Annotated in this window: 30 protein-coding genes; 13 read left to right on the top strand and 17 right to left on the bottom strand. The window is 48.1% G+C overall.

Features of this window, described 5'->3' with window-relative positions; genetic code table 11:
* Nucleotides 1-169: 169 nt before the first annotated feature.
* The 7 genes from murA to BFC18_RS04060 all read right to left on the bottom strand — a co-directional run bounded on the left by murA (nucleotide 170) and on the right by BFC18_RS04060 (nucleotide 4,871).
* Complete coding sequence (gene murA, locus BFC18_RS04090) at nucleotides 170-1,432, bottom strand: UDP-N-acetylglucosamine 1-carboxyvinyltransferase (protein WP_070123917.1); 1,263 nt, start codon at nucleotides 1,430-1,432, stop codon at nucleotides 170-172.
* 14 nt (nucleotides 1,433-1,446) lie between these two features.
* A complete protein-coding gene (locus BFC18_RS04085; RefSeq protein WP_070123916.1) occupies nucleotides 1,447-1,704 on the bottom strand; it encodes a BolA family protein in 258 nt (85 codons plus the stop codon).
* A gap of 57 nt (nucleotides 1,705-1,761) precedes the next feature.
* Nucleotides 1,762-2,070 carry an STAS domain-containing protein gene (locus BFC18_RS04080; protein WP_070123915.1) on the bottom strand — a complete coding sequence of 103 codons (309 nt, stop codon included), beginning with the start codon at nucleotides 2,068-2,070 and terminating at the stop codon, nucleotides 1,762-1,764.
* A complete protein-coding gene (locus BFC18_RS04075) occupies nucleotides 2,067-2,726 on the bottom strand; it encodes an MlaC/ttg2D family ABC transporter substrate-binding protein (protein ID WP_070123914.1) in 660 nt (219 codons plus the stop codon). The genes BFC18_RS04080 and BFC18_RS04075 overlap by 4 nt, the downstream gene beginning before the upstream one ends.
* 72 nt (nucleotides 2,727-2,798) lie before the next feature.
* Nucleotides 2,799-3,284 (bottom strand): outer membrane lipid asymmetry maintenance protein MlaD, encoded by a 486-nt coding sequence (mlaD, locus tag BFC18_RS04070; protein WP_070123913.1) that lies wholly within the window; start codon nucleotides 3,282-3,284, stop codon nucleotides 2,799-2,801.
* 13 nt (nucleotides 3,285-3,297) lie between these two features.
* A complete protein-coding gene (mlaE, locus tag BFC18_RS04065) occupies nucleotides 3,298-4,074 on the bottom strand; it encodes a lipid asymmetry maintenance ABC transporter permease subunit MlaE (RefSeq protein ID WP_070123912.1) in 777 nt (258 codons plus the stop codon).
* Nucleotides 4,071-4,871 carry an ATP-binding cassette domain-containing protein gene (locus BFC18_RS04060; RefSeq protein ID WP_070123911.1) on the bottom strand — a complete coding sequence of 267 codons (801 nt, stop codon included), beginning with the start codon at nucleotides 4,869-4,871 and terminating at the stop codon, nucleotides 4,071-4,073. The genes mlaE and BFC18_RS04060 overlap by 4 nt, the downstream gene beginning before the upstream one ends.
* Nucleotides 4,872-5,429: 558 nt before the next feature.
* Here BFC18_RS04060 and BFC18_RS04055 point away from each other — a divergent pair.
* The 13 genes from BFC18_RS04055 to mgtE all read left to right on the top strand — a co-directional run bounded on the left by BFC18_RS04055 (nucleotide 5,430) and on the right by mgtE (nucleotide 15,657).
* The gene (locus BFC18_RS04055) at nucleotides 5,430-6,386 is read left to right on the top strand and encodes a calcium/sodium antiporter (RefSeq protein WP_070123910.1); all 957 of its coding nucleotides are present in this window, start codon (nucleotides 5,430-5,432) and stop codon (nucleotides 6,384-6,386) included.
* A gap of 28 nt (nucleotides 6,387-6,414) precedes the next feature.
* A complete protein-coding gene (locus BFC18_RS04050) occupies nucleotides 6,415-7,386 on the top strand; it encodes a KpsF/GutQ family sugar-phosphate isomerase (protein WP_070123909.1) in 972 nt (323 codons plus the stop codon).
* Entirely contained in the window at nucleotides 7,386-7,940 is a 555-nt protein-coding gene (gene kdsC / locus BFC18_RS04045; protein WP_070123908.1) for a 3-deoxy-manno-octulosonate-8-phosphatase KdsC, read from the top strand. Before BFC18_RS04050 ends, kdsC begins: the two co-directional genes overlap by 1 nt.
* The gene (lptC, locus tag BFC18_RS04040) at nucleotides 7,937-8,500 is read left to right on the top strand and encodes an LPS export ABC transporter periplasmic protein LptC (RefSeq protein ID WP_070123907.1); all 564 of its coding nucleotides are present in this window, start codon (nucleotides 7,937-7,939) and stop codon (nucleotides 8,498-8,500) included. The genes kdsC and lptC overlap by 4 nt, the downstream gene beginning before the upstream one ends.
* A complete protein-coding gene (gene lptA, locus BFC18_RS04035; protein WP_083272903.1) occupies nucleotides 8,469-9,038 on the top strand; it encodes a lipopolysaccharide transport periplasmic protein LptA in 570 nt (189 codons plus the stop codon). The genes lptC and lptA overlap by 32 nt, the downstream gene beginning before the upstream one ends.
* Nucleotides 9,038-9,763: an LPS export ABC transporter ATP-binding protein gene (lptB, locus tag BFC18_RS04030; RefSeq protein WP_070123906.1), complete on the top strand. Its 726-nt coding sequence runs from the start codon at nucleotides 9,038-9,040 to the stop codon at nucleotides 9,761-9,763. Before lptA ends, lptB begins: the two co-directional genes overlap by 1 nt.
* 90 nt (nucleotides 9,764-9,853) lie before the next feature.
* Nucleotides 9,854-11,338 (top strand): RNA polymerase factor sigma-54, encoded by a 1,485-nt coding sequence (locus BFC18_RS04025; RefSeq protein WP_070123905.1) that lies wholly within the window; start codon nucleotides 9,854-9,856, stop codon nucleotides 11,336-11,338.
* A 29-nt stretch (nucleotides 11,339-11,367) separates the two neighbouring features.
* Nucleotides 11,368-11,655, top strand: a complete 288-nt coding sequence (gene hpf, locus BFC18_RS04020; RefSeq protein WP_070123904.1) for a ribosome hibernation promoting factor — start codon at nucleotides 11,368-11,370, stop codon at nucleotides 11,653-11,655.
* An 8-nt stretch (nucleotides 11,656-11,663) separates the two neighbouring features.
* Complete coding sequence (gene ptsN, locus BFC18_RS04015) at nucleotides 11,664-12,107, top strand: PTS IIA-like nitrogen regulatory protein PtsN (protein ID WP_070123903.1); 444 nt, start codon at nucleotides 11,664-11,666, stop codon at nucleotides 12,105-12,107.
* A gap of 45 nt (nucleotides 12,108-12,152) precedes the next feature.
* The gene (gene rapZ, locus BFC18_RS04010) at nucleotides 12,153-12,998 is read left to right on the top strand and encodes an RNase adapter RapZ (protein ID WP_070123902.1); all 846 of its coding nucleotides are present in this window, start codon (nucleotides 12,153-12,155) and stop codon (nucleotides 12,996-12,998) included.
* Nucleotides 12,998-13,270: an HPr family phosphocarrier protein gene (locus BFC18_RS04005; RefSeq protein WP_070123901.1), complete on the top strand. Its 273-nt coding sequence runs from the start codon at nucleotides 12,998-13,000 to the stop codon at nucleotides 13,268-13,270. The genes rapZ and BFC18_RS04005 overlap by 1 nt, the downstream gene beginning before the upstream one ends.
* Before the next feature lie 29 nt (nucleotides 13,271-13,299).
* Nucleotides 13,300-14,142, top strand: a complete 843-nt coding sequence (locus tag BFC18_RS04000; protein ID WP_170826561.1) for a substrate-binding periplasmic protein — start codon at nucleotides 13,300-13,302, stop codon at nucleotides 14,140-14,142.
* A gap of 156 nt (nucleotides 14,143-14,298) precedes the next feature.
* Nucleotides 14,299-15,657: a magnesium transporter gene (mgtE, locus tag BFC18_RS03995; protein WP_070123899.1), complete on the top strand. Its 1,359-nt coding sequence runs from the start codon at nucleotides 14,299-14,301 to the stop codon at nucleotides 15,655-15,657.
* On the opposite strand, the gene BFC18_RS03990 is transcribed toward mgtE, so the two are convergent.
* From BFC18_RS03990 to rplM, 10 genes are all read right to left on the bottom strand, one after another.
* A complete protein-coding gene (locus tag BFC18_RS03990) occupies nucleotides 15,654-16,424 on the bottom strand; it encodes a winged helix-turn-helix domain-containing protein (RefSeq protein ID WP_070123898.1) in 771 nt (256 codons plus the stop codon). The genes mgtE and BFC18_RS03990 overlap by 4 nt on opposite strands.
* A gap of 72 nt (nucleotides 16,425-16,496) precedes the next feature.
* Complete coding sequence (locus tag BFC18_RS03985; protein WP_070123897.1) at nucleotides 16,497-17,201, bottom strand: spondin domain-containing protein; 705 nt, start codon at nucleotides 17,199-17,201, stop codon at nucleotides 16,497-16,499.
* 11 nt (nucleotides 17,202-17,212) lie between these two features.
* The gene (locus BFC18_RS03980; RefSeq protein WP_070123896.1) at nucleotides 17,213-17,923 is read right to left on the bottom strand and encodes a spondin domain-containing protein; all 711 of its coding nucleotides are present in this window, start codon (nucleotides 17,921-17,923) and stop codon (nucleotides 17,213-17,215) included.
* A gap of 138 nt (nucleotides 17,924-18,061) precedes the next feature.
* Nucleotides 18,062-18,520, bottom strand: coding sequence for a ClpXP protease specificity-enhancing factor (locus BFC18_RS03975; RefSeq protein ID WP_170826560.1), 459 nt, complete (start codon nucleotides 18,518-18,520; stop codon nucleotides 18,062-18,064).
* Nucleotides 18,517-19,149 carry a stringent starvation protein SspA gene (sspA, locus tag BFC18_RS03970; RefSeq protein ID WP_070123895.1) on the bottom strand — a complete coding sequence of 211 codons (633 nt, stop codon included), beginning with the start codon at nucleotides 19,147-19,149 and terminating at the stop codon, nucleotides 18,517-18,519. The genes BFC18_RS03975 and sspA overlap by 4 nt, the downstream gene beginning before the upstream one ends.
* Nucleotides 19,150-19,262: 113 nt before the next feature.
* Nucleotides 19,263-19,997 carry a cytochrome c1 gene (locus BFC18_RS03965; protein ID WP_070123894.1) on the bottom strand — a complete coding sequence of 245 codons (735 nt, stop codon included), beginning with the start codon at nucleotides 19,995-19,997 and terminating at the stop codon, nucleotides 19,263-19,265.
* A complete protein-coding gene (locus tag BFC18_RS03960) occupies nucleotides 19,994-21,259 on the bottom strand; it encodes a cytochrome b (RefSeq protein WP_070123893.1) in 1,266 nt (421 codons plus the stop codon). Before BFC18_RS03960 ends, BFC18_RS03965 begins: the two co-directional genes overlap by 4 nt.
* Before the next feature lie 2 nt (nucleotides 21,260-21,261).
* A complete protein-coding gene (petA, locus tag BFC18_RS03955) occupies nucleotides 21,262-21,891 on the bottom strand; it encodes a ubiquinol-cytochrome c reductase iron-sulfur subunit (protein WP_070123892.1) in 630 nt (209 codons plus the stop codon).
* Between the two features lie 493 nt (nucleotides 21,892-22,384).
* Nucleotides 22,385-22,777 carry a 30S ribosomal protein S9 gene (gene rpsI / locus BFC18_RS03950; protein ID WP_070123891.1) on the bottom strand — a complete coding sequence of 131 codons (393 nt, stop codon included), beginning with the start codon at nucleotides 22,775-22,777 and terminating at the stop codon, nucleotides 22,385-22,387.
* 12 nt (nucleotides 22,778-22,789) lie between these two features.
* Nucleotides 22,790-23,218, bottom strand: coding sequence for a 50S ribosomal protein L13 (gene rplM, locus BFC18_RS03945; protein WP_070123948.1), 429 nt, complete (start codon nucleotides 23,216-23,218; stop codon nucleotides 22,790-22,792).
* Nucleotides 23,219-23,415 lie beyond the last annotated feature (197 nt).

Below are 23,415 nucleotides of genomic sequence, written 5' to 3'. Positions count from 1 at the left end.
CCCGCAGTTTCAAACCTTCAAATACAAGATAGACCAGATTAGCAAATTCGTCAGGTTAGCTGGCGTTTGAATAAAAAAATGGCGCTATTCCTGTTTAGGAATAGCGCCATTTCTCACATTTCTTAGCGCTCACACGTTAGGGTGTGAATCTGGTTTGCGCTTACGGCAATTAATCTTTCACGCGAACGATGTTTGCACCCAAGCCATTCAGCTTTTCTTCAATGCATTCATAACCCCGGTCAAGGTGATAAATACGGCTAACATGGGTTTCGCCTTCTGCCACCAAACCGGCAATCACCAGGCTGGCTGAAGCGCGAAGGTCAGTGGCCATTACCGGCGCACCTTTCAGTCGCGAACTGCCTTTGGACAACGCACTGTTAGCTTCCAAAGAGATTTCTGCGCCCATGCGTTGCAGCTCTGGTACGTGCATAAAGCGATTCTCGAAAATCGTTTCCGTGATCACGCCCGTGCCTTCTGCCACACAGTTTAATGTCATGAACTGGGCTTGCATGTCGGTGGGAAAAGCAGGATGCGGCGCGGTTTTTACCTGAACCGCTTTCGGCTTGCGACCTTCCATGTCCAGCTCAATCCAATCATCACCGGTAGTAATAGTTGCACCGGCCTGACGGAGTTTATTTAACACGGCTTCTAAGGTTTCTGGCGCGGCGTCTAAGCATTTTACTTTACCGCCGGATACCGCAGCGGCTACCAGGAACGTACCGGTTTCAATGCGGTCAGGCAGCACGCGGTAATCACAGCCATTCAAGGTTTCAACACCTTCAATGGTGATATGGTCGGTACCCGCACCACTTACCTTTGCCCCCATCTGATTCAAACAGTTTGCCAGGTCGACAATTTCAGGTTCGCGTGCAGCGTTCTCAAGCTCGGTAGTACCGTCTGCCAGCGCTGCCGCCATCATCAGGTTTTCTGTTGCGCCAACGCTTACCATGTCCATGAAAATGCGCGCGCCTTTCAAGCGGCCGTCCACTTCAGCGCGAATATAACCTTCATCTACTTCAATCTTCGCGCCCATCAGCTCTAAGCCGGAAAGGTGAAGATTCACCGGTCGCGCACCAATGGCACAGCCACCCGGTAACGACACGTTGGCTTTACCTTGCTTAGCCAGCAGCGGGCCTAAAACCAGGATAGAAGCACGCATGGTTTTTACCAGGTCGTACGACGCGGTGACGCTATTTAATGTTGAAGCATTAATGGTAACTTCATTAGCACCTGGGCGCGCAACTTCAGCACCCAGTTCTTTAAGCAGTGCAGTAGTAGTATTAATGTCACGCAATGCAGGCACATTGGTGAAACGACATAAGTCGTCAGTCAGCAGTGGCGTCATTAGCAGCGGTAATGCCGCGTTTTTCGCACCGCTTATGCGCACCTCACCATTCAGAGGCGGGCTTTTTTTAATTATGAGTTTATCCACAGGAGAAGAAAACCTTACTGGGGTAAATGGAACTGACGCTCACGCTGCCAGTCTGCTTCGGAAAAGGTTTTAATTGAAATGGCGTGCATTGAGCCGTCGGCGATTTTGTCTTGCAGTGGGCCATAAACGGCTTGCTGACGTTTAACCCGACTCATTTCACTAAAGCTATCGCTTACAGCAATAATCGTAAAGTGAGACCCTTCACCTTTCACGTGCACTTCTGCAAGGTTCAGTTTCTCTTTTAATAACGCTTCGATTTCTGCTAATTCCATAATTTCGCCAATAATTCGCTAACTTAGAAGACGACCATGCCGTCGGATACGGGAAAATTACTCTACCGGCAAAAGGGTGTCGACATCGCTGATTTTAGCCAGCTTAAGCAGTTTTTCCGGCGCGTTGGCAAGCACAACATTCACGTTGCTTGCCTTACCATCGCGCACTGCGTTAATCAACCAGGCAAGCCCGGCACTGTCGATTCGCTCTACGTCCCCTAAATCAAGAACGCATCGCCCTTCCTTTACCAAAGAGGACTTTTCAGTGGCACTTAACATGTCCCACCAATTTTTAGCGAGTGTATCACGGTCGAGGTTACCGTGAATATGCACAATACCATTTTCACCTAGCTGAAATAGATTCACGCATCTTCCTTTTGTTGAGCTTCCTGTACCTGTTCGCCCAAGGGTTGTTCAATTTTCTCGCGCATCAGTTTTAAGATGGCGTCGATACCTTCCTGACGTAAGATAGGCTCGAACTCACTACGCTTACTGTCTAGCAGGCTAATGCCTTCCGCAGACATGTCGTAAGCTTTCCATTCATTGGTTTTTGAATCTTTACGCACCTGGAAAGCCACTTTGATATCTGGACGACCCGTGTCTTGCACGATGGCGCGCACGGTTACTGCTTTTTTACCCGAGAAATCGGCTTCCGGCTCAAAGGTAACGGTTTGATTGTCGTAATACCCCATGGCTACCGCATAAGTGGTGATCAGATATTGTCTGAACACTTGTACGTATTCCTGCATTTTATCTTTAGGCAGTGAGGTAAAGTAACGACCCAGTACTTTAAATGCTGCGAATTGATAATCGATGTGAGGAAGCAACTCATCTTTCATGATGGTGCGTAATACTTCAGGATCTTTCTTAATTTCATCCTGGCTGTTTTTGATACGGTCGAAGGTGCGATTACCGACATCTTTCACCATTTCGTACGGGTTTTGTTCGTTTATTTCTTGCGCCTGCGCTGCGTTAAACAGGCTGGCAATTAATACTCCGGCAATTAAAAAGAACTTTTTCAACTGTCTTTCTCCTAAACTAAATATCCTGAGTGCCGCATTAATAAAGACCGCGACACATAAAAAATGTTTCAATTACTCGTCGTTCTTGCTGTCGCTACCACCGCGATTGAACAGGAATTGTCCAATCAGGTCTTCCAGCACTAACGCCGACTTGGTGTCTTGTAGATAGTCACCGTCTTTCAGTTCTTCAATACCGTCGAAAGAAAATCCTGGCTGAAAACCGACGTACTGCTCGCCTAGTAAGCCAGATGTCAGAATAGAAACCGAGCTGGTTTCAGGAAACCCTTCATAATCTGTAGAAATACTCAATGTCACTACAGGGGTATAGTCTTCTTTATCAAGATGAATATCGGTTACGCGACCAATGGTCACACCGCCCACTTTTACGGCGGAACGCTCTTTTAAACCGCCGATATTGTCGAACTTCGCATAGAGTTGGTAGGTGTCACCTGAACTGGTCATGGTTTGGTTGGCAACCTTCAGCGCCAGTAGCAAAACAGCCGCGACTGTTAATACTACGAACACCCCAACCATCAATTCCGTTTTATGTTTATTCATGTTTACTCTCTACTTACTCTATTCCGAACATCAGGGCGGTGAGCACGAAGTCCAGCCCTAATACTGCTAATGATGAAAATACAACGGTTTCCGTCGTGGCTTTACTGATGCCTTCTGATGTCGGAACCGAATCATATCCTTTAAAAATGGCAATCCAGGTCACAACTAAGGCAAACACGAGGCTTTTCAGTACCCCGTTTATGACATCTTTCTGAAGTTCTACGGTGGATTGCATGAGCGACCAATAACTGCCGCTGTCTACGCCTAGCCAGTCAACACCCACTAAGTGACCGCCAAGAATACCTACAGCACTGAAGATCATGGCAAGTGCCGGCATAGAAAACAAACCGGCCCAGAATCGCGGCGCGACCACACGACGAAGTGGGTCAACGGCCATCATTTCAAGGCTGGATAACTGCTCTGTGGCCTTCATTAAGCCAATTTCCGCGGTTAACGCAGAACCAGCACGGCCGGCAAACAATAGCGCGGTAACCACTGGGCCTAGTTCACGAAGCAGCGACAACGCCACCATGGGTCCCAAGCTGCCTTCTGCGCCATAGCCAACCAAAATGGTGTAGCCCTGCAATGCCATTACCATGCCGATAAACAACCCCGACACCACAATAATAAGCAGCGACTGCACACCCACCACGTAGACCTGTCGAATTGTGAGCGGGATATTTTTCAGCGACGGCATCGCGAATATGGCACCGAATAGCATAAGTGCGGCGCGGCCGATAGAAGTTAAGCGGGCCAGTGTATTCGCCCCTACCTGTTGGAAGAAGTTCATGCTTTACCTCCAAACAGGCTTTCGTTGAGATCGGCGGCAGGATAATGAAACGGCACCGGGCCGTCGGCTTCGCCTTTCAAAAATTGCTGAACCAGCGCAGAATCACTGTTTTTAATTTCGTCTGCTGTGCCCTGCCCGATAATGCGTTTATCGGCAAGAATGTAGATGTAATCGGCGATGGTGAGTACTTCAGTCACATCGTGAGTAACCACGATACTAGTAAGGTCCAGTGCATCGTTAAGTTCGCGGATAAGCTTTACCAGCACGCCCATGGAGATTGGGTCCTGACCGGCGAACGGTTCGTCATACATAATGAGATCGGGGTCGAGGGAAATAGACCTGGCCAACGCCGCACGACGGGCCATACCACCAGATAATTCACTCGGCTTCATTTGCGCAGCGCCACGTAAGCCCACAGCCTGTAGCTTAAGCGCGACAATAGTGCTGATAATATCTTCATCTAGCTTAGTATGTTCTCGCAGCGGAAAAGCCACGTTATCGTGCACTGTCATGTCGGTAAATAACGCGCCGCTTTGAAATAACATGCTCATTCGGCGACGGGTTTTATAGAGCTCACTGCGGCTCATTGAAACAATGCTGTCGCCGTCGAAACGGATATCACCCTTTTCAGGCGCTAACTGACCACCGATCAGTTTTAACAGCGTTGTTTTACCTATTCCGCTAGGCCCCATTACCGCGGTAATCTTGCCCTTGGGGACAACAATCGACACACCGTCATAGATAACGCGTTCACCGCGACGGAATGTTATGTTGTCTATTTCTACTAAATTTCCCATATATTGAAGACTTGCCTTCCTTTCAGATTCGTTACTGAGCCAGATATTGCGGCTTTTACCACTATGAGGTCATTGTACGTTTTTTACTAATTCCAACAAAAGACGAAAAAGTTACAAGTTGTGTTCGCATTTTTCGATTATTCGTATGTAAGTTTGGGCTACTGCCCGGCTTAACATGCAAATAATCTAAGATTCAGCAAATGTCGCGCCAAACAGCGCGAAAACAAGTCGGATGTCATAAACGTAATGTTGTAATCACGCAGCATACAAGCACACAGCAAATAATGCGCTATGCTGACATTTTTTTACCAAATCGGGGATTCATCACACTGATAATGCTGATTCAGGTCAACAATAGAAATATCGCAGATTGAATACATCAACGAACGCCGCGATTAAGGGCTTCATCCCTCAATAACCTGACCGGGCTTTCGCTTTTTCCATTTCGAAGAGATTTTAAACATCGAATTATGCAAAACGTGCGTATTCTATCGAAAGCATAGGCAAATGCCGCGCTTTTTGCGACAATCCGAAAAAACAAAAGACGAATGGTAACTTGTGATACTTTCTATCTGCATTTTCCTGCTGGGACTTGCTGTACTTAGCTGGAGTGCTGACCGCTTTGTGTACGGCGCCTCTGCACTGGCGAAAAATATAGGCATTTCACCCATGATGATCGGTCTGACCATCGTTGCTATGGGTTCATCTGCACCTGAAATTGTGGTCTCGGCCATTGCTTCCTCGAACGGTAACATGAATACCGCGGTGGGGAATGCGCTGGGTTCAAATATTACCAACGTAGCTTTGGTACTGGGTATTACAGCCCTGGTAAAACCCTTAGTGGTGTCTTCCTCTACCCTCAAACGCGAATTTCCGGTATTGCTCGGCGTTACCGTTCTGGCCATGTTCTTCCTGAATAACGGTAAGTTAGCGCATTTTGAAGGTATGATTCTGTTCGGTCTGTTCGTGTTCGTACTCGCCGCAATGGCATGGATTTCACTGCAGGTAGATAAAGAAGATCCGTTGGTGAAAGACACCGACAGCGAAATTCCCGAAGGTGTAAATACCGGCTCGGCAGTACTTTGGGTAGGCGTGGGGCTTGTTTTGTTGCCGTTAAGCGCACATTTCATGGTAGAAGCGGCTGTAGATATCGCCCACTTCTTTGGAATTTCTGACCTGGTTATTGGTCTGACAATTATTGCCCTCGGTACCAGCTTACCCGAACTCGCCGCCAGTATTGCCGGCGTATTGAAAGGGGAAAGTGATTTAGCGTTAGGTAACGTGATTGGCTCGAATATCTTTAACCTGCTGGCGGTGCTTGGTATGCCAGGGTTAATTGCGCCAGGCCCGTTAGATGAGAACGTGTACAACCGGGATATGTGGGTGATGTTTGGCCTTACCGTGCTGTTGTTTTTCTTAAGCTTCAATTTCATCGGTAAGCGACAGCTTGGTCGCCTTGAAGGTGCTATTTTTGTTTTATGCTTTCTTGGTTATCAGTACTGGCTATTCGGGTAAGTATTTACGAACAAGCGAAAACGGATAAATGAATAATTCTAGCTATATTGCCTCGGCTAAACGGGTTATCGATATTGAGATTCAGGCAATTTCGGCCCTCACCGAGCGTTTGGATGCCACATTTGAAGCCGCTTGCGCAATGCTCGCAAGCTGCACAGGAAAAGTGGTGGTAAGTGGCATGGGTAAGTCCGGTCATGTAGGCCGCAAAATTGCAGCCACCCTAGCCAGCACCGGTACACCGGCGTTCTTTATGCACCCTGGTGAAGCGAATCACGGTGACCTGGGTATGCTTAGTGAGTCTGACGTGCTTTTGGCTATTTCCAATTCAGGCGAAACCGGCGAACTGGTTAACTTGTTGCCCGTGGTGAAGCGCTTGAACGTACCTGTTATTGCTATGACAAACAGCGCCCACAGTTCTCTGGGGCAACATGCCGATGTGGTATTAGACATCAGCGTGGAAAAAGAAGCTTGTTCATTAGGCTTAGCGCCAACATCCAGTACCACCGCCACATTAGTGATGGGCGATGCACTCGCCATTGCGTTACTGGATGCCAAAGGATTTACGTCAGACGATTTCGCGTTGTCGCACCCGGGCGGTAGCCTTGGCCGTAAACTGTTATTAAAAGTCCGTGATATTATGATGACGGGTAATGAACTGCCCTTGGTGTCATCGTCTGCCACCATTTCTGAAGCGCTGCTGGAAATCTCTTCCAAAGGGCTGGGCATGACAGGTATCACTGACAAAGACAACAAGCTCGCGGGTATTTTTACCGACGGCGATCTGCGCCGTATTCTGGATGCGAAAACCGACATTCATTCTACGCCGGTAGCCCAGGTGATGACGCGCGGCGGCAAAACAACCCGCGCCGAAACGCTGGCAGTGGAAGCATTGAACCTGATGGAAGAGTTCAAAATTAACGCGCTTATGGTTGTCGATGAGAACAGGCAACCTGTCGGCGCATTCAACATGCATATGCTATTGAAAGCAGGAGTGCTCTAATGGGACATGAAGTCACCTTTTACGGCGTTATCAGTGAAGAGCGATTTGAAAAGCTAAAGAATCTCAAACTGTTGGTTTGCGACATAGACGGCGTATTTTCTGACGGCCGTATTTACCTCGGCAACGATGGAGAAGAGCTGAAAGCCTTTCACACCCGCGACGGTTATGGCATTAAAGCGCTAATAAACAGCGGCATTGAAGTGGCGGTGATTACCGGTCGCGACTCGGCCATTGTGAAAAACCGCATGACAGCGCTGAACGTTAAACACATCATTCAAGGCCAGGAAAACAAAGCCGATGCCATGGCAGATTTATGCCAGAAGCTTGGTCTGAGCCCCGAACAAGTCGCGGCCATTGGCGACGACATGCCAGATTTAGGCATGTACAAGCACGCTGAAACCAAAATTGCCGTTAAAGATGCCCACCCCGCGGTTACCCGTGAAGCTAATTGGATCACCACGAAGCCTGGTGGATACGGCGCTGTGCGTGAAGTGTGTGATGTGATCATGCAAGCGGTGGGTACGCTGGATATTATTCACGGTGCCAGTGTATGAATCGATTAGGCCTCAGTATTTCCGCACTGTTTGTGATGGCATTGTTGATGTACATGCCAGTGTGGATGGCCGAAGATGAAAAACCCGCTCAATCGATGAGTGATAGCGCGTTACGCCCGGCTTACAAGGCCAAAAACCTCACCACCACCTTGTACAACGATGAAGGTAAGGTGAATCACGAAGTGTACGCGGCTTCAATGGAACATTACGATCAGCTTGGCTTTGTGTTATTCAGTCAACCCAAATACACTGTCTATGCTGCGGAAAATGAAGCTCCCTGGCAGGTAACCGCAGATAAAGGCACATTATATAATGACGATCTCATTCAGTTAGAAGATAATGTGCTGATTAAGAGTCTGAATCCTGACGAGTTCGTTCAGACCATTACAACTGATTTCATTAAGGTTAATCTGGATGATAAAACGATGACATCCGATCAACCTGTTGATATCCGCGGTGTTCAGACCATCATCAAAAGCAATGGTTTTAATGCAAACCTGCGTACCCAACAATATGAGTTGATAGATCATGTTCAAACGATTTATTCCCCTGGCAGCTAGCCTGATTACAACGCTCTCTGTTGCTGTAATGCCCACAGTAGCCTTGGCCGACAACACAGATTTCGACAAGCCAATTAAAGTTGATGCGAAGTCGCAGTTCATTGACGGCAAGAAGAAAACATCTACCTTTAAAGAAGACGTGAAGATCACCCAGGGTTCGTTGGTGATCACCGCCGATGAAGTTCAGGTTATTGCCAGCGATGGTGACGGCAAAGAAGTGTTTGTGGCTTATGGTGAACCAGCCAGCTATTCACAAACCATGGACGATGGTGCACAAGTAAAAGCCAGCGCTAATGAAATTCGTTACGAAGTTGCCAGTAAGCTCATATCCCTGCAAGGTCAGGCACAAATTCAGCAAGATAGCAGCATGGTTCAGGGCGATAGCATTCGTTACGACATGGGCAAAGAGCAGCTTCTTGCCACCGGCGGTGACAGCTCAAGCAGTGGTCGTGTTACCACGGTATTTCAGCCAGAAACCGTAAAAGGGTTGTCTGAAGACGAAAAGAAAAGCGATGACAACGAAGGTGACAATCAGTAATGGCCACCTTAACCGCGAGCCATTTGGCTAAGTCGTACAAATCTCGTCAGGTTGTGCGCGATGTAAGCCTTTCTGTATCTACCGGCCAAATTGTGGGTTTGTTGGGCCCCAATGGTGCGGGAAAAACCACCACTTTTTATATGATCGTAGGGTTGGTGCCGCTGGATAAAGGCAAAATTAATATCGACGACAATGAGCTGACTCACGAGCCGATGCACGAGCGCGCACGTCGCGGCATTGGCTATTTGCCGCAGGAAGCATCGATATTCAGAAAGCTCACGGTACATGAAAATATCATGGCTATTTTGCAAACCCGAAAGGATTTAAAAAGCCATCAGCGTGAAGAAGAAGCCGACGCGCTACTTGATGAATTTAATATTAACCATATACGTAATAGTACAGGTATGAGTTTGTCGGGTGGTGAACGCCGCCGGGTTGAGATTGCCAGAGCCTTAGCAGCTAACCCGCAATTTATTTTGCTTGATGAACCCTTTGCCGGAGTTGATCCAATTTCGGTTAATGATATAAAGAAGATCATTCAACATTTAAGAGACAGAGGTATAGGCATCCTGATTACCGATCACAACGTAAGGGAAACCCTTGATGTTTGTGAAGAAGCCTATATCGTCAGTCATGGAGAACTGATTGCTCAGGGCACCGCAGAACAGGTATTAAGTAATCAAAAAGTTCGAGATGTATACCTAGGAGAGCAATTCAGGCTATAGTTAAGTTATCCGGCACAACAAACCGCAATTTAAGAACAATAAATCGCCGTTTTAGCCAGATACTTTTTGCAGAGTTAATATAAGACGTAGATGAAACCATCTTTACAGCTAAAATTTAGTCAACAACTGACAATGACGCCGCAACTTCAGCAGGCGATCAAACTATTGCAGTTGTCGACGCTGGATTTACAACAGGAAATTCAGGAAGCACTGGATTCTAATCCGCTGCTGGAAGTGGACGACAGTTCAGACAACGATGTTGTTGAGAAGAATAATCTCGATAACGATGACAGCATGCCTGAATCTGCGTCAGCTTCGGAAAGCATGGACACCGGCGAAGCGCTGGAAAAAAATGACCTGCCCGATGAACTCCCTCTCGACAGCACCTGGGACGAATACATTTCTGCGTCTTCTGCGCCTGCCCCCGGCCCTGGCCCTGGCGGCGGTGATGACGAGCAAATCTTCCAGGGTGAAACCACCGAAAATATTCAAGACCATCTGCTATGGCAGATGCGCCTAACGCCGTTCTCAGAAATCGACCGCGCTATCGCACTGGCCATCATCGACTCGATTGATGAATCGGGTTACCTCACTGTTACCGTGGAAGACATTCTGCAAAGCGTGAACAGTGAAGACATGGAAGAACCGGTAGAAGAAGATGAAGTGGAATGCGTACTCAAGCGCATCCAGTTGTTCGACCCAATCGGTTCTGGCTCGCGTACACCGCAAGAGTGTTTACTGGTGCAATTAACGCAATACGCCCCCGATACCCCTTGGTTGGAAGAAGCCAGATTACTGTTACGAGAACACGCCGATTTACTTGGCAGCAAAGATTATCGTACGCTGATGCGGAAAACGCGCCTGAAAGAAGACCAGCTTCGTGAAGCCATGCGTCTTCTGCAAACGCTGAATCCGCGTCCGGGTAGCGCGCTCATCACCAAAGAACCGGAATACGTTATTCCAGACGTTTCTGTGGCGAAGAAAAATGGCCGTTGGGTGGTAGAACTCAACCCAGACAGCCTGCCAAAGTTGAGTGTGAATCAACAATACGCCGCGATGAGCCGCAAGGCCCGCAACAGCAGCGATTCACAATTTATTCGCTCTCATATGCAGGAAGCGAAATGGTTTATCAAGAGTCTTGAAAGCCGTAACGACACCCTGCTTAAAGTAGCGAACTGCATTGTTCAGCAACAAATGGGCTTTTTTGAGCATGGCCCTGAAATGATGAAACCAATGGTGCTGAACGATGTCGCAGAAATGGTAGATATGCATGAGTCGACCATTTCTCGGGTTACCACCCAGAAGTACATGCATACGCCCCGAGGCATTTTTGAGTTGAAGTACTTCTTCTCAAGCCACGTGGCCACAGAATCCGGTGGTGAGTGTTCATCCACAGCGATTCGCGCACTGATTAAAAAGCTGGTTGCGGCTGAAAAGCCAAGCAAGCCGCTGAGCGACAGCAAGATTGCTTCGTTGTTGGCCGATCAAGGCATCATGGTTGCCCGGCGAACAATAGCAAAGTACCGGGAGTCCCTATCGATCCCGCCGTCTAACCAACGCAAAAGCCTCATTTAATGGGCTGCTCAAAATAAGGAAGACGAAATATGCAAATAAACCTTACTGGTCATCATGTTGAGATCACAGATTCTTTGCGTACCTATGTCGATACGAAATTCAGTAAACTAGAACGTCACTTCGACCACATATCGAATGTGCACGTAATTTTGAATGTCGAAAAACTTAATCAGAAAGCAGAAGCAACGGTTTTCCTCAGTGGCGCAGAGGTGTTCGCCTCTTCCGAAAATCAGGACATGTACGCAGCTATCGACAGCATGGTAGATAAGCTCGACCGGCAGGTTCTGAAACACAAGGAAAAGCTTAAAAAGCATTAATTGAATTCATGGATATACAAGCCATAGTTAGCCTGGATCGCACTGAATGTGCGGTCCAGTGCAATAGTAAAAAGCGCATCCTCGAAATCATCAGTGGGATTGCCGCTAAAAACAACGCAGATATCGATGAAGCCACGGTGTTAAGTGCTTTGATGGCACGTGAACGCATGGGCAGCACAGGTATTGGTAATGGTATCGCGCTTCCTCATGGTCGCCTTGCCGGGCTCGAAAAAGTGATTGCCATTGTAGTTACCACTACACCAGCCATTAATTTCGATGCCATAGACAATAAACCCGTCGATATTTTCTTCACCCTTCTGGTACCTCAGGAACAAACTGACGGTCACCTGCAAACGCTCGCCATGGTTGCTGGCAAGCTTAGCGATAAAGAGACAATAAAAAGTATCCGAAAAGCTGATACAAGTGATGATATTATTCGCGCATTACAGTAAGTTATTGTAAACGCCTGCGTTAACACGGTATTTCAGGAGAAAAACGTGAAGCTCATTATCATCAGTGGTCGTTCCGGTTCAGGGAAATCCGTCGCATTACGGGCGCTGGAAGACCTCGGTTACTATTGTGTAGACAACATCCCGGTTAATTTACTTCCTGCACTCACCCATACCGTCGCCGACGAGTACGAGCAGGTTGCAGTGAGCATTGATGTTCGAAACCTGCCTAAAGATCCTGCCGAACTGGTAGAAATTCTCGATTACTTGCCAGAATCCTGGACCGTTACCATCGTATATATCGATGCGGGCGACGACATGCTGCTGAAACGCTTCAGCGAAACCCGTCGTTTGCACCCCTTGGCACGTTTGAATAAATCGTTGTCGGATGCCATTCAAACAGAAAAAGAGCTGCTGGCCCCTATCGCTGAGCGTGCCGACCTCAATATTGATACCGACTCACTCAGTATTCACCAACTCGCCGAACTCATCCGCGAACGTATTCTTGGAAAGAAAAGCTCCCGACTGGTGCTGGTGTTCGAATCGTTTGGCTTCAAACACGGTATTCCAAAAGATGCTGATTATGTGTTTGATGCTCGCTTCCTTCCCAACCCGCACTGGGAGCCTGACCTGAAACATCTTACTGGCCTTGATGCGCCGGTGCAGGTATTCTTAAGTTCTCAGCCCATCGTGACGAAGTTTATCTGGCAAATCCAGAACCTAATCACTACCTGGTTGCCTCACCTCGAGCGCAATAATCGCAGTTATGTTACCGTTGCAATCGGCTGTACCGGTGGTCAGCATCGTTCTGTTTACGTAGCAGAATCGCTGGCAAAAAACTTCCGTGAAAACCACCCTGATGTACAAATCAGGCACCGTGAGCAAAGTAAGTAATGCGTGTAGAGAAATCACTGACCATTGTAAACAAACTCGGTTTGCATGCCCGCGCGGCAACGCAACTGGTTCAGTTAGCCAATCAGTTTGATGCTGAAGTCACCTTGCACAAAGGTGATAAACAGGCCAATGCCAACAGCGTGTTAGGATTAATGATGATGGAAAGCCACCAGGGTGAACAGGTAGTCGTGGTGTCTGAAGGGCCTGACGCAGAAGCAGCAATGGATGCTGTAGAAGCGCTAATTGCCGGTAGGTTTAACGAAGACGAGTGATCGCGCACTCACAACAAATGGAATTGAACGTGTCTGTTAGAAGTGTTACCCAGCTGCTGCTCAGCATGCTGTCCATGTTAGTTTGTACTCCCCAAATAAATGCCGCTGAAGATAATGCCCCTACTCTGGGGATCAGTGCGGCACATTGGCCGCCTTATATTTACCACCACAATGATGTGCTTACCGGCGAGGATTACGAACTGTTAAAACAGATACTCGCCCACATGCACTACGACTTACAAAGCTATCCGCTCCCTGAAAGACGGGTTGGTGAACAAATTGCCCGGGGCGGCATTGATATCGTAGTCGGCGCCGCGCGTAACGAAGACAGACAACGCAATAACCTGTTCTCGATACCGTATCGCGCCGAGTTTATCGGCTTCGCCTACCTTCCCGAGCGCGCAAGCGAGTTTGCGGGCAAAACACTGTTTCAACTGTTAAGCGAAGGCCACACGCTGGCACTTAATACCAGCGGCTGGTATGGCAGTGAGTTTGAAGAGAAAATCGCTTCGCGCTTTCCCAAGCAGCTTATCCACCTGGAAAGTGTAAAGCGAAGACTGGCTTTTCTTAAGCGTGAACGTGTAGATTTGATTCTGGATGACACGGCAGTACTACAGTTTACCGCCGACTCAAATGATATTGCTTTGACGCTAGGTAACGAGATTATTCAAAAGCAAAATGTGCATTTCATGTTTAGCAAGTACAGCGTGTCACCCGAGTTTGTCAGCCAGTTCAATGAGGTTCTGCAGAATTACCTCAATGAGCGGCCTGGGCTTGCTGCTGTAGCTTCTGAAGTGGCAATCGGTGAGCAAAAGCCCTCACTATTTGAAAACATGCGCAGAGACGAGACCGCCCATTCACAACAACAATAGAGATTTCGATACATAGCTACACGCTGTTTAAATAACATCCAACTGGCCGTTTATTCTTTATTTATATGGTTTTATCATACTCTGATACGATGACAGCATAAGCGGGCTGCGGTATGCTAAGCGCCAATCTCCCTGTTTGTTTCTCAAAGGATTTCCGTGGCAGAAGCACTCGAAAGCAAATCACCACAAAGCCAGTTAAGGGCGCTTAATGCAGCGTTGACCGATGGCCGTTTCGTGTCGGTGCGCAAGATGCTTCACGAGCTGCCAGCCAGTGATGTGGCGTTAATCCTTGAATCCAGCCCAACTAAAACCCGTGATGAATTGTGGGAGCTCATCGACGGTGATTTCCACGGCGACATTTTAGAAGAACTGTCTGAAGACGTTCGTAACGGCATTATCAGCAAGATGGTGCCGGAAAAAGTGGTTGATGCGCTTGAAGAGATGGACACCGATGATCTGGCAGAAACCCTAAGCTCCCTGCCGGAAGAGGTACTGCAAGGTATTCTTGAATCCATGGACGCGCAAGACAGAGTGCGGGCTGAACAAGCCATGTCCTACGGAGAAGAAACCGCCGGTTTCATCATGAATACCGACACCATTACCTTGCGTCCTGATGTAACCGTGGATGTGGTATTGCGCTACTTGCGCTTGAAAGGCGACTTGCCTGAAAACACCGATACCTTTTATGTGGTGAACCGTACCGATAACCTGGTAGGTTTGGTGCCGGTTGCCCGATTACTTACTGCCGACCCTGACGATACCGTGTCCGAAGTCATGGACGACGACCCTGAAGCCATTCCGGTAAACATGCCCGACGATGAAGTCGCTAGCCTATTTGAGCGCTACAACTGGCTGTCTGCTCCGGTAATCGACGATAAACAGCGCCTGGTAGGCCGAATCACCATTGATGACGTGGTCGATATTATTCGGGAAGACGCGGAACACTCCATGATGAGTATGGCCGGTCTAGATGACGAAGAAGATACCTTCGCTCCCGTTTGGCAAAGTACCCAACGTCGTTCTGTGTGGCTGGCGGTAAACCTGGTTACCGCGTTGATGGCCGCGGCGGTAAGCGATTTGTTCGAAGATACTCTCAGTGAAATGGCTGTGCTGGCAATATTGAACACCATTGTACCCAGCATGGGTGGTGTCGCCGGTAACCAAACCCTGACGCTGGTTATTCGCGGTATGGCACTGGGTCATGTTAATGGCAGCAACGCCCGCTGGCTGGTAAGTAAAGAGCTGGCCATTGGTTTGTTGAACGGTGTGATATGGGCCGCTTTAATTGCCACTGTCATTGGTTTATGGAAACAAGATCTCATGCTGGGTGTGGTTATCGCCTTCGCGATGATGGTAAACCTGATAGCAGCAGCCCTTTCCGGTGCTACCTTACCCATGATCATGAAGCGTCTAAAAATCGACCCAGCCCTCGCCGGTAGCGTAATTTTAACCACTATCACCGATGTGGTGGGTATTTTCGCTTTCCTTGGCACCGCAACCCTGCTGCTTACTTAAGCGCTAGCAGCCACCGCAAATCGGCTGCGCTGTTGCGCCGCTTCGGTTACCGGCGATGTTAGCCGGTAACCCACGCCCCTCACCGTTTCAAGCATGGCCGCCACCTGTTTATCACAAGACAACTTCGCTCTAAGCCGATTAATGTGAGAAACCACGGTATGTTCATAGCACTCCAATTGATGCCCCCACACGGCATTAAGTAACTGATTGCGGGTAAATACCTGATTTGGATGTGTCATAAAGTGGTTTAACAAAGCGAACTCCGTGGCTGTTAGTGCCAACGGCTCACCGCCTATAAAAGTAGCGTGACTTTTTATATTCAGTTGCAACAGGCCACATTGCAGTACGTCATTGTTTTGGTGAGAGTAAGGATAATCGACAACGGGAGAAACAGGTTTAGAGGAATAAAGTATCGGTGTGGTTCGACGTAATTGTACTTTCACCCGGGCCTGAAAAGCCCTGTCGTGACACGGTAGCGTAATAACATCATCGGCACCTAGTTCCAGAGCCAAAATATGGTCGGTTTCACTGGTTGCAGTAGTGACAGCAATCAAAGACATTTTCGGGTTCTGGCTACGTAACTGCTGGCAAACATCAAAGCAGCATTGCCCCGGTATTTCTAAATCGATAATCGCGATTTGGTGAAGTAAACACGCCGCCGACAAAGTTTCCACTGAGTCGAAGCTCTGACATTGCTGTCCAATCTGCTGTATATTGCGCCGAATATGTCGCAATTTCGCCTGATCATGCTGATATAACAGAATCATCTTCCCTCCGGCCTGTTACCTAATTGCTTAAATTTATTTTAAGTAATTAGACAGACCGGAGGGAAATGCAGTTTATTCCACCCGACTGATGATTATTTTCATAACCGGGTTCGCAAATCGATGAGAACTGTCCAGCACAGAGTCGGGCAGGCCATCATCAGCGGTAACCACGCCACTGTGCATCGTTACCGCGTCGAGTGCTTCCCGCCCTTCGCTGACGCCTTCGCCACCATCAGCAGGGCCCGGAATTGTCCCTGCCATTTCGGTGTTCTCCTCGGTGCCGGCATCATAAACTGCAGGTAAATACGTCTTCGTTTCTCCTACCGCCCAGGTGGTAAGATCGACACCGGTGATCCCAGAAAACGCATCGTTTGTGTTTACCAGCATGCTCGCGACGCTAATGCTTGTCTCGCTACCGGCTTCAAGAGAAAGCGTTAGCATCTCGCTTTCACCCGCACCTAGCGGCGCATCACCACTTGTTGACCCCAGCGTGGAATCAGCACCGATAAGCACACTGTTGTCACCGCCTTCTGCCAGTGCTTCAAGGCCGTCAGAAGCGGCTTCGCCGGTGTGCCATAACATACCGCCATCGCTGGCAATTACCGCGATGGGAGACAAGGGCTGATTGGCCGAGAGGTTGAACACGCTCACCTCAAAAGTGCGCATCTCCGGTTCTTCTGGCACCTCAGTGACACTGTCATCGTTATCATCAGAACATGCAGCCAGCATGATCAATAATGCCGTCGCGACACTCATTCTCAATAATCGAATAGTCATGCTTTCCCCTCCTATTCAGAAACCACAACGGTCACTTTTGCCACAGGGTTTAACCAACGATGCACCGTGTTCTGAATGTCGCTACTGCCACCGTCTATTTCTGCATCACCAATATTGCCAGGATGGATGTGAACCTTGTCATTGGTAATGCTGGCGGCAACACCGGTTCCGTTCATGCCAATCACGTTTTCAAGAGGCGGTGGAACCGGCATACCCGCTTCACCAGGTGTCCCACTCCCACGAACCTCATCATTCGCTTCTGTTCCAGCGTCGTACGCATTCAGGTAAACACTATAAGTACCCGGTGTTTCCGGAATGGTCCAGCTATCCAATCCCACAAAACCATCGTTTGTGGGCAGCAACATCGCCACCAAGCTTAGCTGGGTATTCATTTGTTCTGTCGATAACATGGTGGTAGTGGACATGGCTGGCATTAGCAGTCCGCCTGCCGGATTAGTAGCCATATCAGCCGCTACCGAGGTTGCTACCATTTCTAAACCAGAAATATCGCCGCCTTCCGCCATAGCCTGAAGTTCGGTACTTGCCATTTCTCCCGTAACGAATAAATGACTCTCCATATCGTGTGCGGCAATTAAAATGGGCGTAAAGGCAATGCCACGGGTAAGGTTTTCAACGGTTATCTCTAGTTCTGCAGCTTGTGCAAAAGAGGCGGTAAACAAACCAGTAACGAGTAGGGTGTTTTGTAGTGAGGGGGCTTTCATTGCAATACTTTCCGTTTTCTTCAAAGGTGAGATTGCATGATGGGGCAGAATTATCGCCGTATTCTCACAGAACCATCACAATATGGCGGTGTTCTGATCACGACGCAGAAATAAAAAATCCGGCAGAAGCCGGATTTTTCATTTAATTACTTTCAGATTGGGTTTGCCTTTCTTAGGCGGTACCGGTGCATTTTCTGAATCACCGTCAGACACATCGGCAGACGGTGCTGTCAGCGTGTCAGTTTCGTCTTTACCGCTAGTTTCCGGCAATTGCATGTCTTCCTCTACCGCAAATACGGTACCTGCACCGTTTTCTCTGGCATAAACAGCCAGTACGGCATAGCAAGGCAGATAAATCTGACGAGGCTGGCCGCCGAAGCGAGCCTGAAACGACAATGCATCGAGATCCATCGTGAAATTCACGCAGGCGGAAGGTGATACGTTCAGTACGATCTGACCGTCTTTGACGAATTCCTGAGGTACCTCTACGCCCTGAAGTGTTGCATCAACAACAATGTAGGGCGTAAGGTCGTTATCAACAATCCATTCGTAAAAAGCACGTAACAGGTACGGCTGATTGGATGTCATTTTACTCATAATGGATTGTGAATTTCACGTTCCTGATCGGTCAGTGATGCTTTGAATGAACTGCGTGAGAAAATGCGGTTCATGTAAGCATTTACGTCTTTGCTACCGTTGCCAGTCAGGGTGATACCCAGCGCTGGTAAACGCCATAACAGCGGCGCCAGGTAGCAATCTACCAGGCTGAACTCTTCGCTCATGAAGAATGGCATTTCAGCAAAGATAGGACCCAAAGACAGCAATGCTTCACGCAATTCGTTGCGCGCATCTTCTACGTCGCCTTCGTTACGGAAGATACGACCTGCCAGTGAATACCAGTCTTGCTCGATACGGTGCATCATTAGACGGCTTTGACCACGGGATACTGGATAAACCGGCATTAACGGCGGATGCGGGAAACGCTCGTCCAGGTATTCCATGATGATGTGAGATTTGTATAGAACTAACTCTCTATCGACGAGGGTTGGTACCGTACCGTAGGGGTTCAGATCGATCAAATCTTCAGGCAGGTTAGTCGGATCAGTGTAGCTAATTTCAACACCTACACCTTTTTCCGCCAACACAATACGCACCTGGTGGCTGTATATGTCGATGGTATCTGAGAACAACGTCATAATTGAACGCTTATTCGCGGCTACGGCCATTCATTTTCCTCCGTCGAGAGATATTACCGTTTTTGGACAAAAACCGACCAAAAACAAATGCTAAAAAAGGGGGCGGAATGCCCCCTCGCGTATTATACACAAATTAACTCGAATTAGTGCACTTCCTTCCAGTATTCTTTCTTCAGTAGATAAACAAAGATGAATAACACCACAATGAAGGCCAGTACCCATTTTCCAATGCTTTCAGACTGCAAACGGAAGGGTTCGCCGCTGTAAGCGAGGAAGTTAACCAAATCGGCGATTGCCTGATCGTACTCTTCTGGCGTTAATGCCCCGTCGCCATCGGTTTTAATACCCGCATACTGCTCTTTTTGCTCGCCATCGATCATGACTTCTTCATGCGCCAGGCGCGGTGTACCTTGCAACGGTTGCAGCACATGGGGCATGCCCACGTCTTTAAACACCAGATTGTTTACACCGAAAGGACGGGACTCATCCACGTAGAAGCTACGCAAATAGGTGTAAATCCAATCGGAACCACGAACACGGTTTACCAGGGTTAAATCTGGTGGCGCCGCACCAAACCAGGTGGCTGCTGATTCTTCTGGCATAGAGCGGGTAATGTAGTCGGTTACCTTCTCGCCAGTGAACTGTAGGTTTTCCTGGCCGATTTCGTCAGGAATGCCTAAATCCGTGAACGTTCGCTGATAGCGCTGATACTGCATCGAGTGACAGCCCAAACAGTAGTTCATGAAAATTTTGGCACCGCGCTGCATCGAAGCTTTGTCGGTAAGATCGACAGGCGCTTTATCAAGATGTACATTTCCACCGGCAGCCATCGCCATTCCCGGTACGAGGAATGCCAGTAACAACATTATTTTTCTCATTTCGGGATCCTCGCAGGTACAGGTTTAGTGTTTTCGTTTTTACTGTATAAGAACAGTGCGACGAAGAAACCAAAATACAGCACAGTCGCAACCTGAGACGCGATGATCTTCCAGTTTTCCTGTGGTGTGCCGCCCAGGTAACCCAGGAATACAAACACAACAGCAAATACCAGCAGATTGACTTTGTGCAAACCGCAACGATAACGCCATGATTTCACCCGACCACGGTCTACCCAAGGTAGCGCGAACAGTACGGCGATAGCACCGAACATGGCCAGTACACCCATCAGTTTATTAGGCACCGCTTTCAAGATGGCGTAGAAAGGCGTGAAGTACCAAACCGGGAAGATGTGTTCCGGGGTTTTCAGCGGATTCGCAATCTCAAAGTTTGGATGCTCCAGGAACTTACCGCCCATTTCCGGGGCGAAGAACATGATGTAACAGAACACAAACAAGAATACCGAGAAGGCCACAAGGTCTTTCAGCACGATGTGCGGGAAGAATGGCACTACGTCGTCAGCAATGTCGTACTTGCTGGTGTAGTATTCGTGAATTTGATATTTGGTTTTTTCACTTTCTGGCAATGAGCCTTTTTTATGCTTAATGGCCACGCCATCTGGGTTGTTAGAACCCACTTCGTGCAGCGCAATAATATGAAGGAATACCAGAATAACAATGACAAGCGGCAGTGCGATAACGTGCAAGGCAAAGAAGCGATTAAGGGTTGCCCCTGAGATAACGTAGTCACCCTGAATCCAAATTACCAAATCAGGGCCGATAACCGGAATGGCACCGAACAAGGATACAATAACCTGTGCACCCCAGTATGACATTTGGCCCCAAGGCAGCACGTAGCCCATAAAGGCTTCAGCCATTAGCGCCAGGTAGATAAACATACCGAACACCCACAGTAATTCACGGGGCTTCTGGTAAGAACCATAAATCATGCCGCGGAACATGTGTGCATACACCACAATAAAGAACGCCGATGCGCCGGTACTGTGCATGTAGCGAATAATCCAACCGAAATCGACTTCACGCATGATGTATTCAACAGAGAAGAACGCGCCTTCCGAGGTTGGGTTGAAGTTCATGGTTAGCCAAATACCGGTAACAATCTGATTCACCAATACAATGGTGGCGAGGAAACCGAACACATACCAGAAGTTCATGTTTCGCGGAGCCGGATACTGAATGGCGTGCATATTCGCCACCCGCATCATCGGGATTCTTTGCTCTATCCAATTCAGAAATGCATTCATGATTATACGGCCTCCGCTTCGGAACCAATGATAACGGTGGTGTCGTTAACATACTGGTAAGGTGGCACTACCAGGTTCAGTGGTGCAGGCACCCCCTGAAACACGCGGCCGGCCATATCGAACTTGGAACCGTGACACGGGCAAAAGAAACCGTTAGGTACGCCTTCAACTGCTTCTTCAAATGCACCGTCTTTCTGATATTGCGGAGAACAACCCAGGTGAGTACAGATACCCACCAAAATCAGATATTCGTCTTTCATAGAACGATAGCGGTTCTGGGCAAAAGCAGGTTGTTGTTCTGCTTCTGAATTGGGATCACGAAGTTGATCTTCGTGTGTCGCCAGCTCTTCCAATACTTCTGGTGTTCGACGCACAATCCAGACTGGTTTGCTACGCCACATCACCCGGATTAGCTGACCCGGTTCGATAGCACTGATATCGACTTCAATATCAGCACCAGCCGCCTTGGCTTTCGCACTCGGATTCCAGGAAGTAACAAAAGGCACTGCCGCACCCGCAACGCCCACTGCGCCAACAACCGACGTAGCGACCGTTAAAAAACGGCGACGTGTATTGTCTTGCTGAGGTGCGTTGAGTGCAGAGTCTTTTGCATCTACTGATACGTTACTCATCCACAATTCTCCAGATTCGGATTCTCTCAGGCTTGTCGCATTATTTTTACAATATAATTACGAACAATACCTGACGGCCTGTCTTGATTTCATCTGCTGACGCGGGTTAGCGTCGAGTTTCACGATGCATTATTATAATTTCGACCGAAGATGATAAGTGAAAAGCCCTTATTCTTACAAGGTTTTATCTTTGATTAAAAAACGATAACCTGCGCTCAATCAAAGTCCTGAGAAAAAAACGGTCTTTTGCTGAATTTTTGCCGACGGTCAGTTTTTAACACAATGTTAAGCTAACATGCCGCTGTACAAAATACACGCAGAGTTCCCTTTTAATTTCAACACGCATTGTGTGGCTATTCTCATCTTGCGATTCGAGTTTCAGTATAGACTACTGCCGGGATAAGATTGTTTTTTGAAGGGAATTTAATGCGGGGATGTTGAGGATAAAAAAACCCGGTACATGACCGGGTTTTTTGCAACAGTAATAAACGAATTAACGCTTGGAGAACTGTGGCTTTTTACGTGCTTTATGCAGACCAACTTTCTTACGTTCAACGCGACGAGCGTCACGAGTAACGAAGCCAGCTTTACGCAGTGCAGGACGCAGTGCTTCATCATACTCCATCAGAGCACGAGTCAGACCGTGACGGATTGCACCAGCTTGACCGTTTGAACCACCACCTTTAACAGTGATGTATACGTCAAACTTTTCAGTCATTTCTACCAGCTCAAGTGGTTGACGAACAACCATACACTCAGTCTCACGACCGAAGTATGTGTCAAGAGCACGTTTGTTAACTACGATGCTGCCTGTACCTGGACGCAGGAACACACGAGCAGTAGAACTTTTGCGGCGGCCTGTGCCGTAGTATTGAGTATCTGCCATGTCAAATGCTCCTTAGATGTCCAAAACTTGTGGTTGCTGAGCTGCGTGCTTGTGTTCTGCACCAGCGTAAACTTTCATTTTACGGAACATTTCACGACCCAGAGGGCCTTTTGGTAACATTCCTTTAACTGCTTTCTCAATAACCATTTCTGGCTTGTGAGCAATCAGTTTTTCAAAGTTTGTCTCTTTCAGACCACCAGGGTAACCAGTGTGCGCGTAGTACATTTTGCCCTTCGCTTTATTACCGGTTACAGTCACTTTCTCTGCATTGATAACAACGATGTAATCGCCAGTATCAACGTGAGGAGTGTACTCAGCTTTATGTTTACCACGCAGACGGCGTGCAATTTCAGTCGCAAGACGACCAAGAGTTTTGTCAGTGGCATCTACCACGTACCAGTCACGTTGTACCGTTTCTGGCTTAGCAACAAAAGTTTTCATTTCTAAAATCACCCGAAAAATTCTTCGTTACAGATTACCGGAACCCCCGGAAATCTAATTAAAATCAATGACCGGACCCCTTCGAGCCCATTGATTCTTCCACCTTCCCAAAGGTGGGCGTAACTGGGCAGGGCGCGAATTATACAGGTTTTGGGCAAAAAGCGAACCCCTGCAGGTAAATTAATAAGATTTTTTCA

The organism is Alteromonas confluentis (genome assembly GCF_001757105.1).
In the GTDB taxonomy this organism is placed as follows: Bacteria; Pseudomonadota; Gammaproteobacteria; order Enterobacterales; family Alteromonadaceae; genus Alteromonas; species Alteromonas confluentis.
The sequence above is the reverse complement of the archived record's forward strand: the minus strand, read 5'-3'. Positions and strand labels throughout refer to the sequence as shown.